Origin of the sequence: Curtobacterium sp. 8I-2, assembly GCF_902506155.1 — a bacterium.
GTDB lineage: Bacteria > Actinomycetota > Actinomycetes > Actinomycetales > Microbacteriaceae > Curtobacterium > Curtobacterium poinsettiae.
In genome coordinates this window covers 1,130,298-1,146,092 of record NZ_LR732827.1, presented here as the reverse complement: position 1 = coordinate 1,146,092, position 15,795 = coordinate 1,130,298, and the positions used below count along the sequence as shown (strand labels likewise).

Annotated in this window: 16 protein-coding genes and 1 tRNA gene; 10 read left to right on the top strand and 7 right to left on the bottom strand. The window is 70.9% G+C overall.

Annotated features, from left to right (window positions below; all coding sequences use genetic code 11):
* Positions 1 to 48: 48 nt before the first annotated feature.
* Positions 49 to 456, top strand: a complete 408-nt coding sequence (locus BOSE127_RS09190; RefSeq protein WP_017887998.1) for a hypothetical protein — start codon at positions 49 to 51, stop codon at positions 454 to 456.
* Positions 456 to 938 carry a hypothetical protein gene (locus tag BOSE127_RS09185; protein ID WP_159556968.1) on the top strand — a complete coding sequence of 161 codons (483 nt, stop codon included), beginning with the start codon at positions 456 to 458 and terminating at the stop codon, positions 936 to 938. Before BOSE127_RS09190 ends, BOSE127_RS09185 begins: the two co-directional genes overlap by 1 nt.
* 81 nt (positions 939 to 1,019) lie before the next feature.
* On the opposite strand, the gene BOSE127_RS09180 is transcribed toward BOSE127_RS09185, so the two are convergent.
* From BOSE127_RS09180 to BOSE127_RS09170, 3 genes are all read right to left on the bottom strand, one after another.
* The gene (locus BOSE127_RS09180; RefSeq protein WP_031260190.1) at positions 1,020 to 1,898 is read right to left on the bottom strand and encodes an aldo/keto reductase; all 879 of its coding nucleotides are present in this window, start codon (positions 1,896 to 1,898) and stop codon (positions 1,020 to 1,022) included.
* 181 nt (positions 1,899 to 2,079) lie between these two features.
* Entirely contained in the window at positions 2,080 to 2,547 is a 468-nt protein-coding gene (locus tag BOSE127_RS09175) for a DUF6264 family protein (RefSeq protein WP_159556966.1), read from the bottom strand.
* Between the two features lie 10 nt (positions 2,548 to 2,557).
* Positions 2,558 to 3,430 (bottom strand): HpcH/HpaI aldolase/citrate lyase family protein, encoded by an 873-nt coding sequence (locus BOSE127_RS09170; protein ID WP_017887994.1) that lies wholly within the window; start codon positions 3,428 to 3,430, stop codon positions 2,558 to 2,560.
* Between the two features lie 269 nt (positions 3,431 to 3,699).
* Here BOSE127_RS09170 and BOSE127_RS09165 point away from each other — a divergent pair, with 269 nt between their 5' ends.
* Positions 3,700 to 7,401 carry an AAA family ATPase gene (locus tag BOSE127_RS09165; protein WP_228500961.1) on the top strand — a complete coding sequence of 1,234 codons (3,702 nt, stop codon included), beginning with the start codon at positions 3,700 to 3,702 and terminating at the stop codon, positions 7,399 to 7,401.
* A 352-nt stretch (positions 7,402 to 7,753) separates the two neighbouring features.
* Complete coding sequence (locus BOSE127_RS09160) at positions 7,754 to 8,338, top strand: CDP-alcohol phosphatidyltransferase family protein (protein ID WP_042540049.1); 585 nt, start codon at positions 7,754 to 7,756, stop codon at positions 8,336 to 8,338.
* A 110-nt stretch (positions 8,339 to 8,448) separates the two neighbouring features.
* On the opposite strand, the gene mscL is transcribed toward BOSE127_RS09160, so the two are convergent.
* The 3 genes from mscL to BOSE127_RS09145 form a co-directional block, all read right to left on the bottom strand.
* Complete coding sequence (gene mscL / locus BOSE127_RS09155; protein WP_042540047.1) at positions 8,449 to 8,943, bottom strand: large conductance mechanosensitive channel protein MscL; 495 nt, start codon at positions 8,941 to 8,943, stop codon at positions 8,449 to 8,451.
* 76 nt (positions 8,944 to 9,019) lie between these two features.
* Complete coding sequence (locus BOSE127_RS09150; protein WP_071250341.1) at positions 9,020 to 9,310, bottom strand: FmdB family zinc ribbon protein; 291 nt, start codon at positions 9,308 to 9,310, stop codon at positions 9,020 to 9,022.
* A 1-nt stretch (position 9,311) separates the two neighbouring features.
* Positions 9,312 to 9,896, bottom strand: a complete 585-nt coding sequence (locus BOSE127_RS09145) for a 5-formyltetrahydrofolate cyclo-ligase (protein WP_017887988.1) — start codon at positions 9,894 to 9,896, stop codon at positions 9,312 to 9,314.
* 114 nt (positions 9,897 to 10,010) lie between these two features.
* Between BOSE127_RS09145 and galU the strand changes: the two genes are divergently transcribed.
* The 5 genes from galU (at position 10,011) to BOSE127_RS09120 (ending at position 14,068) form a co-directional block, all read left to right on the top strand.
* A complete protein-coding gene (gene galU, locus BOSE127_RS09140; RefSeq protein WP_017887987.1) occupies positions 10,011 to 10,901 on the top strand; it encodes a UTP--glucose-1-phosphate uridylyltransferase GalU in 891 nt (296 codons plus the stop codon).
* An 87-nt stretch (positions 10,902 to 10,988) separates the two neighbouring features.
* A complete protein-coding gene (locus BOSE127_RS09135) occupies positions 10,989 to 11,648 on the top strand; it encodes a GNAT family N-acetyltransferase (protein ID WP_017887986.1) in 660 nt (219 codons plus the stop codon).
* A 118-nt stretch (positions 11,649 to 11,766) separates the two neighbouring features.
* Positions 11,767 to 12,876 carry a hypothetical protein gene (locus BOSE127_RS09130; RefSeq protein WP_159556962.1) on the top strand — a complete coding sequence of 370 codons (1,110 nt, stop codon included), beginning with the start codon at positions 11,767 to 11,769 and terminating at the stop codon, positions 12,874 to 12,876.
* A gap of 73 nt (positions 12,877 to 12,949) precedes the next feature.
* Positions 12,950 to 13,025: transfer RNA gene (locus tag BOSE127_RS09125), tRNA-Ala, on the top strand.
* Between the two features lie 215 nt (positions 13,026 to 13,240).
* On the top strand, positions 13,241 to 14,068 hold the full coding sequence (locus BOSE127_RS09120; protein ID WP_017887984.1) for a hypothetical protein: 828 nt from the start codon (positions 13,241 to 13,243) through the stop codon (positions 14,066 to 14,068).
* Positions 14,069 to 14,169: 101 nt separating this feature from the next.
* On the opposite strand, the gene BOSE127_RS09115 is transcribed toward BOSE127_RS09120, so the two are convergent.
* Positions 14,170 to 14,553: a hypothetical protein gene (locus BOSE127_RS09115; RefSeq protein ID WP_017887983.1), complete on the bottom strand. Its 384-nt coding sequence runs from the start codon at positions 14,551 to 14,553 to the stop codon at positions 14,170 to 14,172.
* A gap of 107 nt (positions 14,554 to 14,660) precedes the next feature.
* On the opposite strand from BOSE127_RS09115, the gene BOSE127_RS09110 reads away from it, so the two are divergent.
* Positions 14,661 to 15,710 (top strand): amidase domain-containing protein, encoded by a 1,050-nt coding sequence (locus BOSE127_RS09110; protein WP_159556960.1) that lies wholly within the window; start codon positions 14,661 to 14,663, stop codon positions 15,708 to 15,710.
* Positions 15,711 to 15,795: the final 85 nt, after the last annotated feature.

Genomic DNA, 15,795 nt, shown 5'->3' with positions numbered 1-15,795 from the left:
TGCACCTCATCCGGGGGAGTGCGGACGGATCGAGGGGGACCCTCCACCATGCCCAAGAAGCTCATCGCGCTGGCCACCGCCGGCCTCGCACTCACGCTGCTCGCCGGTTGCTCCACCGGGCCGTCCAAGGCCGAGCAGTGCACCCAGTTCGAGAAGACCGTCAAGTCCGCTGCCGAGGGCGTGCAGTCCGAGGCCGCGAACCTGCAGTCCGACCCGGACGCCGCCGTCACGAAGCTCAAGGAGCTCGACGCGAAGATCTCCGACGGCGTCGACGACCTGTCGGACGACGACCTGAAGGCCAAGGGCGACGCCTTCGAAGAGGCCTACGGCGACCTGGTCGACGACATCGAGGACATCGCCGAGGACCCGAAGTCGGCCGACGTCTCGGGCCTGACGAAGTCCAGCACCAAGGTGCAGGACGCCGGCAACGCGTTCCAGAAGGAGTGCAACTCCTGATGCGCCGCACCCTCACCGCGCTGGCCACGGCCGGCCTCGCACTCACGCTGCTCGCCGGTTGCTCCGGCGGTGACGGTGGCAACGGTGGCAACTCGTCCGGCGGTGACTCGGGGGCGTCCAGTGCGCCCTCGGCGTCGAAGACCGCGGCGGCACCCGCGCAGAGCAAGCAGGAGGCCTGCTCCCTGCTCGAGAACGAACTCGCGTCGTTCCTCAAGGAGCAGGGGGCCAACACGGCTCCGTCCGACGTGAAGGCCCGCGGGGCGCTCATCGGCGAGTTCGTCCAGCGCATCGACTCGGCGCTGACGAAGGTCTCGAACGAGCAGGTGCACGACACGTTCGAGGAGTTCTCGGGCGCGGCCAAGCGCTACAGCTCGGCCATCGAGTCCGGTTCGGCAGAGGACTCGACCGAGGTCAAGAAGGCCCAGTCCGACGTGCAGAGCACGCTCGACCAGGTTTCGGCCGTCTGCCCCGCCAAGAGCTGACCGCCACCGCGCACCACACACGACGACGCCCCGCCCTCCTGCGAAGGAGCGGCGGGGCGTCGTGCATCCCAGGGGGACGGGTCAGGCGGCCGCGGCCTGCGACGCGTCGAGCCGTGCGACGTCCTCCGGTCGCAGCCGCACGGTCGGCGCGGTGATCGAGTTCAGGATCGACTGCGGGCGCGACGCCCCGGGGATCGGGACGACGACGTCGCTCTTCTGCAGCTCCCACGCCAGGGCGATGACCTGCGGGGTGACGCCACGGTCGCGGGCGATGTAGGCGAAGTCCTCGAACGCCGTGCCGAGGTCCGCCGCACTCCCGATGCCGCCGAGGGGGCTCCACGGCAGGAACGCGATGCCGAGCTCGTCGCACAGTTCGAGCTCCGGCTCGCTCGAGCGGAACTTCGGCGAGTACTGGTTCTGCACCGAGGCCAGGCGTCCGCCGAGCACCTCGTTCGCGGTGCGGATCTGGTCCGGGTCGGCGTTCGAGATGCCCGCCATCCGGATGACGCCCTCGTCGAGCAGCTCGGCGAGCGCCCCGATCGAGTCGGCGTAGGGCACCGCGGGGTCGGGACGGTGGAACTGGTACAGGCCGATCTGCTCGACGCCGAGCCGCTTCGCCGACGCCTTCGCCGCCTCCTTCAGGTACTCCGGGTGCCCGTTCTGGGTCCAGTTGCCGGCTTCGGGGCGCAGGTGTCCGCCCTTCGTCGCGATGAGCACGGCCGAGGTGTCGTCGTGGTACTCCCGGACGGCCCGCGCGATGAGCTCCTCGTTGTGCCCCACCTCGTCGTGGCCGCCGAGGTGGTAGGCGTCGGCGGTGTCGATGAGCGTGACACCGTTCTCGAGCGCTGCGTGGATCGTGGCGATGGACTGACGCTCGTCCGGTCGGCCCTCGATCGACATGGGCATCCCGCCCAGACCGATGGCACTGACGGACACGTCTCCGATGACTCGTTGCTTCATCGGCCCAGCATGCGCCGGGGGTGCGCCCGCACGCCCAGGTGGTCACGCCGTGACCGTGACCGACAGGCGGACGGGAGGCCCGTGGCGGCCCCGCCTTCGCGCCTCCAGGCCGGAACGGACACGCGTTCTCCGACAGGACACGCGTCGATCGACGCGTGTCCTGTCGGAAGGGTGGTGTCGGTCAGGCGCTGGCGGACACCGACGACGCGGCGGAACCGCTGTCGACGGCGTTCGCGAACACGACGCCGCCCCAGGCGATGACGACGATCGCGAGCACGAAGCCGATCGCGGCGATCCACCACGACGGCTTGCGGCGGATCCAGGCGCCGATCGACAGCACGATCGTGGCGACCCCGATGACGAACGCGCCACCGACCGCGATGGCGGCGCCACCGAAGTACCCGCCGGGCGAGCACCCGGCCGAGGCGTCGCACGACGTCGTGGCCGAGGCGACCGCGATGATGCCGACGACCGCCGTGATCGCGGTCATCACGGCACCGAACACCAGGAGCAGGACCGTCGAGATCCGGTCGGCGAGCTTCGCCGGCGGGAACAACGTGGTGCCGCCGCGCTCCCACGCCGCGCGCTGCGCGTCCGTGGGGCCGGAGGAGGGCTGCTGCGGAGGGCCGGGGACGTTGGACCAGGTCATGCGTGCAGTCCTACCGCGCCTCGACCCCGAACGCCTGTGCGAGCCGCTGGATCTTCTGCGCCCGACCGAGTCGGGGCAGGTCGGAACCGTCGCGGATGACCCGGCCGCGGGCCTCGAAGTCGTCCAGGAAGTCCTGTGCCCAGGCGACGTCGGTCGGGGTGGGGGAGATGACCTCGTTGATGACGGGGAGCTGCTCGGTGTCCAGGCAGAGCTTGCCGGTGAGGCCGAGCGACACGGCGACCTGCGACTGCTCGCGGAGGATCGGGTGCGACGACCCGACCGTGGGGCCGTCGATCGGGCCGGGCAGGTCGCCGACGCGCGAGGCGACGACGAGCTTCGACCGCGGGTACGCCATCGCGAGGGTGTCGGCGCTCGTCCCGGTGTCGCGGCGGTAGTCGCCGGACCCGAAGGCCAGGCGGAACGCACCCTGCGCCTTGGCGATCGACACGGACTCCTCGATGCCGAGCGCGGACTCGACCAGGGCGATCACCGGCGTCTGGCCGCCGAGCCGGTGCCAGGTGTCGGTGACCTGGGCGGGGGACTCGGTCTTGGCGAGCATGACGCCCTGCAGCCCGGGCAGGCCACGGAGCTCCTCGACGTCGTCGGCCCAGAAGTCCGTCGTGACGTCGTTGATGCGCACCCAGGCCTCGCCACCGCCGGCCAGCCAGGCGGCGACGCCCTGCCGTGCCGAGGGCTTCGCGGCGGGGTCGACGGCGTCCTCGATGTCCAGGATGATCTGGTCGGCGCGGGACCGCTGGGACTTGTCGAACCGATCGGTCGCGGTGCCGGAGACCAGCAGCCACGAGCGTGAGATCTCGGCGGGGACCGATCGACGCCGGTTCGGCGTGGGGGCGGACGGAGCGGTGCGGTCGTCGATGGCCATGCCCCGTTGGTACCACACCCGAGGGGACGAACGCCTCGCTCGGACGCGTGCCGCGTCGATGCGGAAACCCCGAAACCTCGGTTCATTGCCAGAGAGGCCGTCCGGTTCCGCCTACAGTGTCGGATGTGTGGCGAGCGGACAGGGCGACCGACGGTGAGGACGACGTGAACGACGACGTCCCCGTCGAGGGTGCCCGCGCGCGCTCCGACGACGATCGAGACGAGCAGCAGGACGTGGACCAGGAACGGACCGACGACGAGCCGGACCGCATGCTCCGCCCGGAGCTGCAGATGACGAGCCCGCAGGCGATCAGCCTGGGCGACCCGCGGTTGCAGGCGGGCAACGCGGCGGAACCGACGTGGGACGGCTGGCGCACCCAGCTGACCGGGGTCGGTGGCACCAGCCCGCTCACGCACTTCAGCGACCACCCGCGCGCCCGCATCGAGCTGTCGACCACCCACCCCGGTGGTCTCGCGCAGTTCATCACCGGCAAGACGACCCTGCTGTCCAGCCTGATCCGCGACGAGGTGGCGCTCCGTGCCGCCCGCGTGGCCGCCGGACACGTCGAGGCGAAGGGCACCGAGCTCGCCACCGTGCGCGGCATCGACGCCGTGAAGCTCGGCATCGGCATGGCCGACTGGAAGCACGGCGACGAGCAGTTCCGCGGCCCCGTGCTCCTGCGACCGCTGGCGATCCGTCGGCACGGACGCGACTTCGAGGTGCGACTGCTCGGCGAGCCGGTGCTCAACCCGGGCCTCGCCGACGCCCTCCACGAGCAGTTCGGGGTGATCCTCGACGCGCAGTCCTTCGTGGCCCTCGCACAGCAGGACGGCTCGTTCACACCGAACCCCGTCATCGACCGGCTGCGTGGGCTGACCGCGCACATCCCGGGCTTCTCGGTGCACGCCCGACTCGTGGTGTCCGCCTTCGCCGAGGTCGCGACCGGCATGGTCGAGGACACCGGCGACCTGTCGCACCCCGTGCTGGACGCCCTGGCCGGCAACCCGAGCGCGAAGTGGCAGGTCGAGCAGTCCTACCACCCCGTCGAGCAGACCCCGTCGGACGAGCGCAGCCCCGAGACCGACACGCTGCTGCTCGACGCCGACGACGAGCAGGAGAACGTGATCGCCCAGATCACGGCCGGCAACTCCATCGTCGTGAAGACCCTGCCGGGCACCGGTGGCACCCAGACCATCGTGAACGCCCTGGGCGGTCTGGTCGCGGCGAACAAGCGCGTCCTCGTCGTGAGCCCGCGCCGCGCCACCCTGCGGGGCATCGCCGCACGCTTCGGCGAGGTCCAGCTGCCCGGGGTCGCCGTCACGCCGTCGACCCTGCGCCGCGACGTCGTCCGTGCCATCGCCCGCAACGAGAAGGCCGCGCGGCCGAACCTCCGCGAGGTCGACGACGCCCTGGTCCGCCTGCGCAAGGTGCTGAAGGACTACCGCGGCTCGCTCACCCGCAAGGACCCCGACTTCGGCGTCTCGGTGCTCGACTGCTTGGTGGAGCTGTCGCGCCTGTCGCTGCTCCCCGTCGCCCCGTCGACGACCGCCCGGCTGTCGAAGCAGTCCGTGGCCTCGATGGTCGACGGCCGGTCGCGCGTCGCCGAGACCATGGTCAGCGCCGCGAACCTCGGCGAGTTCCGCTACGGCCCCGACGACTCGCCCTGGTACGGCGCGAAGTTCTCCTCGAGCGACGGGGCGCAGCGTGCGCACCGCATCGCGAAGGACCTGGACGCCGACGGCCTGCCGACCCTGCTCCGCCGCGCCCACGACCTGGTGAGCACGACGCACATGCGCCAGTTCACGACGATCAACGAGCTCGGCATCTACCTGCGCCTGCTCACCGAGATCCGCGACACGCTCGACCGCTTCCTGCCGGTGGTGTTCGACCGTTCGGTGTCCGAGCTCGTCGCTGCCACCGCCCCCCGCGGCGAGGGCGCCCCGATGTCGTCCACGAACCGTCGGCGGCTGAAGAAGCTCGCACGTGAGTACGTCCGACCGGGCGTGCACGTGTCCGACCTGCACGAGGCACTGACCCGCGTCCAGCAGCAGCGCGTGCTCTGGCAGCGCTACGTCGCCGCCGGCGTGAACCCCGAGGTGCCGACCGGCATCGCCGACGTGCAGGTGCTGTTCTCGAACGTCGCCGAGGACCTCGCGCGTCTCGACGAGCCGCTGGGCCGCACCGAGCGCGACCGCCAGCTCGCGAACACCCCGGTCGACCAGCTCGTCCCGACCATCGCCGAGCTCGCCGCCGAGTCCGACGTCCTGCACAACCTGCAGGAGCGCACCGAGCTCATGCAGACCCTGCGTGACCTGCAGCTCGAACCGCTCATCACCGACCTGGCGAACCGGCACGTGCCGGACGTGCAGGTGCCGGCCGAGCTCGAGCTCGCCTGGTGGCAGTCCGCCCTCGAGACCATGCTCGAGTCCGACCGGGCCCTGCTCGGCGCGAACACCGACATGCTCGACCGGGTCGAGGCCGACTTCCGCCTGGTGGACGACGCCCACGCGGCCGGGGTCTCCCAGGGCCTGGCGTGGCAGCTCGCCGAGAACTGGAAGGTCGGTCTCGTCGACTGGCCGGAAGAAGCGACGGCGCTCAAGACGCAGCTGCGCGACGGTGCGATCACCTCGCGCCTGCTGCAGGACTCCGCACCGCACCTGTCCCGGTCGATCGCCCCCGTCTGGCTCGCGAGCCCGTACGAGGTGCCGCAGATCGCCGACACGATGCCGTTCGACACCGTGATCCTGGTCGACGCCGGTGCCGTGACGATCGCCGAGACCGTCGGTGCCGTCCGTCGTGCCCGCCAGACCGTCGTGTTCGGTGACCCCGTCACCCAGACGCCGTCGCCGTTCCGCATCGCCGTGGACCCCGAGCACCGGGCGCTGCAGGTCGACGAGGGCACGCTCGACGCGTTCCACGCCGACTCCGCACTCGCGAAGCTCTCCACCCTGCTGCCCACCCTGTCGCTGTCGCGGTCGTACCGCGCCGGCGGCGAGGACCTGGCCGAGCTCGTGAACCGTCGCTTCTACGGCGGCAAGATCGAGTCCCTGCCGTGGGCCGGCTCGTTCCTGGGCCACGGCTCGATCGCGCTCGACTACGTCAGCGACGGCAAGGCCGTCCCCGACCCCGAGTCCGGTGCTGTCGAGAGCGTCGACGCCGAGGTGGACCGCGTGGTCCGGCTCGTCATCGACCACGCCCGCACCCGCCCGACCGAGTCGCTCATGGTCATCACCGCGTCGGCGAAGCACGCCGTGCGGGTCGAGCAGGCCGTGCTGACCGCCGCCCAGGGCCACAAGGACCTGACCGAGTTCGTCATCGGCGACCGCGCCGAACCGTTCATCGTGGCGACGCTCGAGCAGTCGGTGGCGCAGAGCCGCGACCGTGTCGTGTTCTCCATCGGGTACGGCCGCACACCGCACGGCCGCGTGCTGCGCGACTTCGGTCCGCTCGGCAAGCCCGGCGGCGAGCGGCTGCTCGCGGTCGCGATGACCCGTGCCCGTCGCTCGATGGTCATCGTGACGTGCTTCCAGCCGTCCGACATCGAGGCCGAGCGCATGGGCCACGGCACCATCGCCCTCGCCGAGATCCTGGCCGAGGTGCGCGCCCGCACGACCGCCGAGTACGTGCCGGACGACTCCGACCCGTTGCTCGTCGACCTGGCACGTCGCCTCGAGATGCGCGGCATCCCGGTCGCGCTCGGCCACCGTGGCAAGCTCGGCCTCGTCGCCGCGCACGGCGGGGTGTGCGTCACCATCGAGACCGACGCGTCACTGGTGAAGGGGTCGCTGCGCGAGTCCCTCCGCCTGCGTCCCGAGGTGCTCCGTCGTCTCGGCTGGCACTACGTGCGCGTGCACGCGTTCCAGCTGTTCTCCGACCCGGACCGCGTCGCTGACACCGTCGCGTCCGTGCTCGGGGTCGACCGCGGTGCCACGCAGGAGATCTCGATCCCACCGATCCCCGCCCGCCGGTGAGCACGCAGGATCTCGATCCCAGCGTGTCCACGGTCGGCCCCGCCCGCCGATGAGCCGCCGGGCCTCGCGGCCCGCCGGCCCGGTGACGCCGGAGACGGACCAGCTGGTGGGCACGTGGACGCGGGCCGACGACGTGCCGTCAGCCGCGCCTCCCGGATCAGCGGTTCCGCAACCGGACACGGACGACCCGTCGGGAGGCCCGGTGCGGCGCCGCAGACGCGTCACCACCCAGCCGGTGGCGGGCTACGACCCGGCGCCGCCGCCGGAACCGGCGCGACACCGCGACGGTGAGAACGACGACCAGCTCCGGCGCGACGTCCCGCCGCACTGGTAACCGGTAGCCTGGCCCGTGATGACTGACACCGCGCGGCAGCGCCCCGACTGGCAGACCTGGCCGAACCTGATCACGCTGTTCCGCCTCGTGCTGATCCCGGTGTTCATCGGCCTCGTCGTCGCCGGCCACCCGGGGTGGGCGCTCGTCGCCCTCGTCGTGATCGGCGTGAGCGACTGGGCGGACGGCTTCATCGCCCGGAAGTTCGACCAGGGCTCGAAGCTCGGCAAGGCGATCGACCCCGTTGCCGACCGTCTGGCGATCATCGCCATCGTGCTGTCCCTGGTGCTCGTCGGCCTGCTGCCCTGGTGGGTGGTGGCCGTCGTCGTGCTCGTCGACCTGGTGCTCGTCGTCCTGTCGAGCGTGCTGTTCCACGGCAACCCGGACCTCGACGTCACGTGGACGGGCAAGATCCGCTCGGCACTGCTGTTCGTCGGGCTGCCGGTGCTGCTGTTCTCCGCGGTGCACACCGTCGACGAGAACGCGCCGTGGGTCCGGGTCGTGGCCCTGGTCTTCGTCTACCTCGGCACCGCGGGGCACGTCCTCGCCGGCGCCCAGTACGCCGTCGCGATGTTCGCGAAGCGCCGGGCTGTCTCCGCCGCCTGACCCCCCCCCCAGCGCAAAACACCGGTGTTCACGCTGCGCACCGCGGGTTGCGGGTGTGCAGAGCGGGAACACCGGTGTCTTGCGGGTCCGAGCGCGGTCGTGCGCCGGGGCTAGAGCTTCGTCGAGCCGCCGATGCCGGGCCCCTCGGGAGCGTTCGACGGGGCGATGTGCGCCCCCGTGCTCGCGGCGCCACCGTTCTGCGGGCGGAGCAGGTCGCGGATCTCGAGCAGCACTTCGACGTCGGTCGGGGGCACGTCCTGCGGGGTCTGCTCCTCGTCGTTCTTGACGCGCTCGAACGCCACCTTCTTCAGGTGGTTCACGGGCACGACGAGCGCGAAGTACACGACCGCGGCGACGATGACGAAGTTGATGACTGCGCCGATGATCGCGCCGAAGTAGAGCGTTGCGCCTTCGCCGGAGACCGTGGGGATCTTGACCTTCAAGGCTTGGTCGAGGCTCGAGGCGTTGAACACCGCACCGATGAGCGGGTTGATCAGGGCGCTGACGATCGTGCTGACGATCGCGGTGAACGCCGCACCGATGACGACTGCCACGGCCAGGTCGATGACGTTGCCGCGGAGCAGGAACTCCTTGAAGCCCTTCATGCGAGGGTCTCCTTCCGGGTCGAGGACGGCCGCCGAGTGGCGACGCGCCCAATGTATCCGGAGAGCGCAGACCGCGTCAGGACGCGGCGGACTTCGAGCTGCTCGGCTTCGACTCGGGCTTCTTCGCCGGCTCGGACTTCTTCGGCTCCGACTTCGCAGGGGCGCTCGACGACCCCTCGGCCTTCGGCGCCGGGCGGGAGTCGGTGCGGTAGAAGCCACCGCCGTTGAAGGTCACGCCGACGGGGGAGAACACCTTGCGCAGGACGCCGCCGCAGACCGGGCACTCCGTCAGGGTGGCGTCGGAGAACGACTGCTTGATGTCGAACGCGTTGTCGCACTCGGTGCAGCGGTACGAGTAGGTGGGCACATCAGCTCCGGAACGTGATGATGCGTGACGGCGTGATGATGCCGTCGACGGGTTCGTCGTGGGGTTCGCGCGGGACCTCGTCGAGGTACTCCGCGTCGAAGATCACAGCATAGACGGGCGGGCGGTTCGCCATGGACCCGAGGGTCTTGTCGTAGTAGCCGCGCCCCCAGCCCATGCGGACCCCGTCGTGCCCCACCGCCGCCGCGGGGGCGAGGATGGCGTCGACGTCATTGATCGCGAGCGGGGACAGGACCTCACCGACGACCTCGGGCAGGCCGAGCAGGCTCTCGGTCTCGCTCTCACCGTCGCCCACGGCCCAGTCGAGCAGGCCGTCCTCGCGGGTGACGGGCAGCAGCACGCGGATGCCCTGCTCGAAGGCCCAGTTCAGGAACGGCCGGACGTTCGGCTCGTCCGGCGCGGACAGGTACAGGGCGATGGACGTCACCTGGCGCTCCTCGACGAAGCGCTGCAGGGTCGCGGTCAGGGTCTCGGTGTCCGCGTCGCGTTCGGTCGTGGTCCGGGTGCGCCGCCGCTGCCGGAGTTCGGCTCGCAGGGCGCGCTTCTCGTTCCCGAGATCGGCGATCATGCCGAGGAGTCTACCGAGGGGTGTCGTTGCGGCTTCCCGCCGGGAACGCGCGCACTCCCGTGTCCCCCGGAGCGACGACATGCCCTCGAAAGGGGGATCGGATACGGTCTGACCATGGGCTTCCAGATTTCGAAGGCGGTGATCCCGGCCGCAGGGCTGGGTACCCGCTTCCTCCCCGCGACCAAGGCGATGCCGAAGGAGATGCTCCCCGTCGTCGACAAGCCGGCCATCCAGTACGTGGTGGAAGAGGCTGTCGGTGCCGGGCTGACCGACGTGCTGATGATCACCGGGCGCAACAAGAACGCGCTCGAGAACCACTTCGACCACGTGTCGGAGCTCGAGGAGACCCTCCGCAAGAAGGGCGACCACGAGAAGCTGCAGAAGGTGAACCAGTCGACGGACCTCGCCGACATGCACTACGTGCGCCAGGGTGACCCGCTCGGCCTCGGCCACGCGGTGCTCCGCGCGAAGATGCACGTCGGCCGCGAGCCGTTCGCCGTGCTCCTCGGTGACGACATCATCGACGCCCGTGACCCGCTGCTCCAGCGCATGATCGAGGTCCAGGGCGAGAAGAACGCCACCATCGTGGCCCTGCTCGAGGTCCCCGAGTCGCAGACACACCTGTACGGCATCGCCACGGTCGAGCCGACCGAGACCGACGACGTGGTGAAGATCACCGGCCTCGTCGAGAAGCCCCCGCAGGGCGAAGCGCCCTCGAACCTGGCCATCATCGGCCGCTACGTCATCCGTCCCGAGGTCTTCGACGTCCTCGAGAAGCAGGAGCCGGGCAAGGGCGGCGAGATCCAGCTCACCGACGCGCTCATGAAGATGGCGAGCGCGGAAGAGTGGACCGGCGGCGTGTACGGCGTCGTGTTCCGTGGACGCCGGTACGACACCGGTGACAAACTCGACTACATCAAGGCGATCGTGCAGCTCGCCTCGGACCGCGATGACCTCGGCCCCGACCTCAAGTCGTGGCTGAAGGAGTTCAACGCGGGCGAATAGTCGGCCATCCCGCTCGGGTCCGGTGATCACGGACCCGAGCGGGACACCCCGTCCCGCACCGGGGCGGGACCCCGGAGGAACCCAGCGATGACGACGATCCCGACCCTGTCCCACGGGCGGGTCACCATCCGGCCCCTCCGGCTCCGCGACACCCGCGACCTCGACGCGGCACTCGCGACGAACCGCTCTTGGCTCCGCACCTGGGAAGCCACGAACCCCTCCGGACACGTCTCCACCGACGTCCGTGGCAGCATCCGCGCGCTCCAGGCCAACGCCCGCGCGGGACTCGGTCTGCCGTTCGCGATGGAGCTCGACGGCCGCTTCGTCGGGCAGCTCAACGTCTCCGGCATCTCGTACGGCTCGCTCGCGAGCGCCTCGATCGGCTACTGGGTCGTCGAGGACGCCGCCGGCCACAACGTGACGCCGATCTCCGTCGCCCTCGCCGTCGACCACTGCTTCCGGTCGCTCGGCGTGCACCGGATCGAGATCTGCATCCGGCCGGAGAACGCCCCGAGCCTGCGGGTCGTCGAGAAGCTCGGCTTCCGGTACGAGGGGCTCCGTCGCCGCTACATCCACATCAACGGGGACTGGCGCGACCACTTCTGCTTCGCACTGGTGGCCGAAGAAGTCCGCGGTGGCGTCCTCGAGCGCTGGGTCCAGGGGCAGGTGCCCCCTGGCGTGGGGACCGTGCCGCTCGCCGCTCGCGACGAGGCCGCGATGCCGCTGGACACGACGCCGCGCATCTGACGCGCTGCACCTGACGGGCCTGGAGGCGCGGCGCACCGCCCACGGATTCCGCCCCGACACGCGCAACACGCGTCCGGCAATGACGGGGCCGGGGAACCGCCGCCCCTACCGTGTTCGCATGGCAGGAATCGGCTCGTGGGGTGGCGGCATCGTCCTGCTCGTCGCGGCCGTCCTCTGGCTCGTCTACCTGATGCCGTCGTGGGCCGCTCGTCGCCAGTACCTGGCCACCGAGCGGAACGCCATCCGGCTGCAGCAGACCCTCCGGATCCTCGCGCAGACCGCCGAGCTGCCGGACGAGGTCCGCATCGAGATGAACGCGAAGTCACTGGCCCAGGCGCAGCGCGTCGCCCGGTCCGAAGAGGCCAAGCGCACCGCCATCGTCCGGGCCCACGAGGCCGCGCGGCAGCGTGAGATCACCCGCCGCCTCGCCGAGCAGGCCCCGGTGCTCGAGCGGGCATCCGCCGTGCCGGCCCTGACCGCGATGCGGATGCGCCGTTCCCGGCTCGGAGCGACCCTGTTCGGCACGCTCGGCATCGTCATCGCCCTCGTGGTCTTCATCGCATCGCCGTCGCTCTGGCTCGTCGGTGTCGCCGGCCTCGTCGCCGCCGGTGGGTCCGCAGCGGTCCTGGCCCAGCTGCACCAGGTGGCGACGGCGCGGAAGCAGCGTCTCGCGGCCGCCGAGACGGGCGCGATCCGCGCCTCCCGGCAGTCCACCGCGTGGACCGACCCGGCGCCGCCCCTGTCGACGGAACAGCCCGCTGTGCCCGCGCAGGACCGCTCGTGGACCCCGAACCACGTGCCGAAGCCCCTCTACGTGGAGCGACCGGCCGCGCCGGCCGCGTCGCCCGAGTCGTCGGCGGAACTCGCCGCCCGGTTGAAGGAGCGCGTCGCCGCGGCCAAGGCGGAAGCCGAGGCCGAAGCTGCGGCGATCCGTGCGGGCGAGTCGGACCCGTCGCTCGCCACCGTGTCCCGGATGCGTCCCGAGCTCGAAGAGGCGGCGGCGTCGCTGTCCGCGCACGACCAGGGGCGTCTCGCCGAGCGGCTCGGGCTCCGGGCCCCGGCCGCGTCCGCCGGCCTTGCCCCCGGCGCTCGTGCTCCAGCCGCTCCTGCTCCCACCGACGAGCCTGCCGGGCCGCCGAGCAAGTGGGCCGGCATGGGCGTCCTCGACGACGATGCGTACCAGCAGGCCGACCTCGACGCGATCATGCGACGGCGCCGCGCGGTCTGACCCGCGGCACGCCCGACGGGCCACGCGCGATTTCGGCTGGGCCGAACGAGGGTGCTAGTGTGGTCGAGCACTTGGGGCTATGGCGCAGTTGGTAGCGCGTCTCGTTCGCAATGAGAAGGTCAGGGGTTCGAATCCCCTTAGCTCCACCACGTGGCAACCACGAGAACGGCCCGGAACCGACAGGTTCCGGGCCGTTCTGTCGTTGCTGCGCGCGTGCGGTGAGACCTTCCTCCACAGGCCGAGCAACGGGGATCGTTCGACACAGTTCACGCACCGGGGTGGTGTGTTGTCCAACGCATCGCCCTAGACTCCCGGTGCGCCGCAGGGGCGTCGCCGGCCCACCGGGCCCGACCAGGGGGAGAGCATGTTCCGTATCAGTCGTCTCGTCGCGACCATCGCGACCACGGTGGTGGTGGCCGCCGGCATCGCGGTCGCCGGACCGTCCTCGGGTGCGTCCGCGGCGGTCACACCGCTGGGTGTCGACATCTCCTGGCCGCAGTGTGGCAGCCAGGTGCCGACCGACCAGGCGTTCGGCATCGTCGGGGTCAACGAGTCCCTCGGCAACACCACGAACCCGTGCCTCGCCGAACAGCTCGACTGGGCATCGAAGTCCGTCGGCGGTTCGGCCCAGCCGAAGACCCAGCTGTACGCGCTGTTCGCCAACCCGGGGCTCCAGGCCTCGGTCTGGCCGACGTCGAACAGCTACCAGGGCACGGTGCCCACCAACCCGTTCGGCACGTGCGTGACCAAGAGCGGCAAGAAGCAGCTCACCCTGGCCTGCTCGTTCATGTACGGCTACGCCCGCGGGTACGACGACGTCCAGAGCCGTGGGGTCCCGAACCCGTCCGCCTACCGCTGGTGGATCGACGTCGAGACGGGTCTGTCGTACCAGCGCGACACCGCGCAGAACCGTGCGGCGATGCAGGGCATGATCGTCGGGCTCAAGACCGCCGGCGTGAAGCGGATCGGCCTGTACTCGACCGGGTCACAGTGGAAGACCATCGCCGGCACCGTCAAGGCGAACAGCCCGCTGTACGGCCGCTCGAACTGGATCGCGCTCGGCAAGAGCACGGTGACGAAGGCACGGAAGGCCTGCTCCGGCACGCCGCTTCCCGGCGGCACCATCGCCATGGTCCAGGTCGAGGTGCCCTACGGCTCCGGCACCATCGACCGCAACGTCTCCTGCACCTGATCGACCTGACCTGACCGACGGACGGGAGGCCCGCTGCCAGCTGGCAGCGGGCCTCCCGTCCGTCCGAGGGGCGCGTCAGACCCGTCGCCACTGCCCGATCGTCAGCCCGCGATGCTCTCGGTCAGCACGCCGGACTGCGCGAAGGTGGTGTGGATCGCGTTCGCGGCCTGCTCGAAGGCGCGGTTGCCGCGCGAGACGCCGAGCGCGCCGCCCTTGATCGCCGACTTGCCGGATCCGCGCAGCAGTCGGGCGACGGTGCGGCCGTCCGGGGCGATCATGATCTGCACGTCCAGGCGGGTGTGGAACGTACGGTCGTTCGCCATGCCGCCGATGAGCAGCGTCAGGCCGAGACTGCCGCGGGTCGCGCGGAGCGCACCCTGTTCGGCGTCGTCGACGGTGTAGCCCTCGTGGGCGAGCGCGTCGCGCACCTGGGCACGGGCGGTCTCGGGGTCGGTGGCGACGAAGAAGTCGTGGCTCTCGGGCATGTGTGTGTTCCTTCCGAACGGGTCCGCTGGGACACGGAGGACGCTCGTCCCCGGAGATGATCATGCCGTGTCGGAACGACGGAGGTGTCGCTTACGCTGGTCGTGTCATGACTGCCTCGATGAACCGCCGCGCACTCCTGTCCCTCGCCGGCGTCGCCGGGATCGGGTTCGCCGTTGCGGCGTGCTCCTCCGGCAGCGACAAGGGCGGCGACGGCGGCAGCGGCCGGGGCAGCTCCGGCGGCGGGGGCGGGACGACGTCCACCCCCGCGACGAAGCCCGTCGCGAAGGCCCTCGCCCCGGCGCAGGTCCCGCTGGCCGGTGGCGTCACGGTCACCGTCACGGGGGCCGGACTCGCCGCGGTCAAGGGCGTCACCGTCGGTGGTGTCGCTGCGCGCGACGTCGAGGCGACCGCGTCGAAGGTGACCTTCACGGCCCCGCACCAGGCGATGTACACCGCCGGTGACGCCGACGTCGCGCTCTTCACGTCGGCGATCGAGCCGAGTCCGTCCACCAACCAGTCCTCGGACGGCAACGGCAGCGCCGCGAACGACGGGCAGAGCGGCGCCACCCAGGACACCGCGACCACCACGCCCACACCGACCGCAGCCGCCACACCGGACGCGGGCAGTGCCGTCGCGACGACGACCCTCGCGTACGCCGCACTGACCGACGTCGACCGGCAGCTCGCCTACGCGATGCGGTACTGGAAGGACTACAACCTCGCCGAGTACGGCACCATGAACCCGATCGGCGGCGACTGCGCGAACTACGTCAACCAGACGCTCATCGCCCGCGGCTGGAAGCAGCGGTCCGACTGGTACAACCGCGCGGCCGGCGCCGAGCACAGTGCGACGTGGACCTACTGCCCCACCATGGACCCGTGGCTCGAGACGAACGCGGCCGAGTTCGGTCTGACCCGGCGCTCGTCGGACGAGCGCGACAAGGTGCAGGTCGGCGACATCGTGTTCTTCGACTGGAACGCCAACGGCTCACCGGACCACACCACCATCGTGTCCGAGGTCTTCACCGAGTCCGACGGCACCATCCGCATCAAGTCGGCGAGCCACAACCAGGACGGCCCGTACCGCGACCTCGACGAGATGATCACGGTGCAGCACCCCGGTGGGACGGCCTGGTTCCACACCTTCGACGCGTAGCGCTCTCCAGGCCCGCACGACACCGGTGTTCGCGCGGCGCACCGCGGTCTGCGCGTGTTCAACCGGCGAACACCGGTGTCTTGCA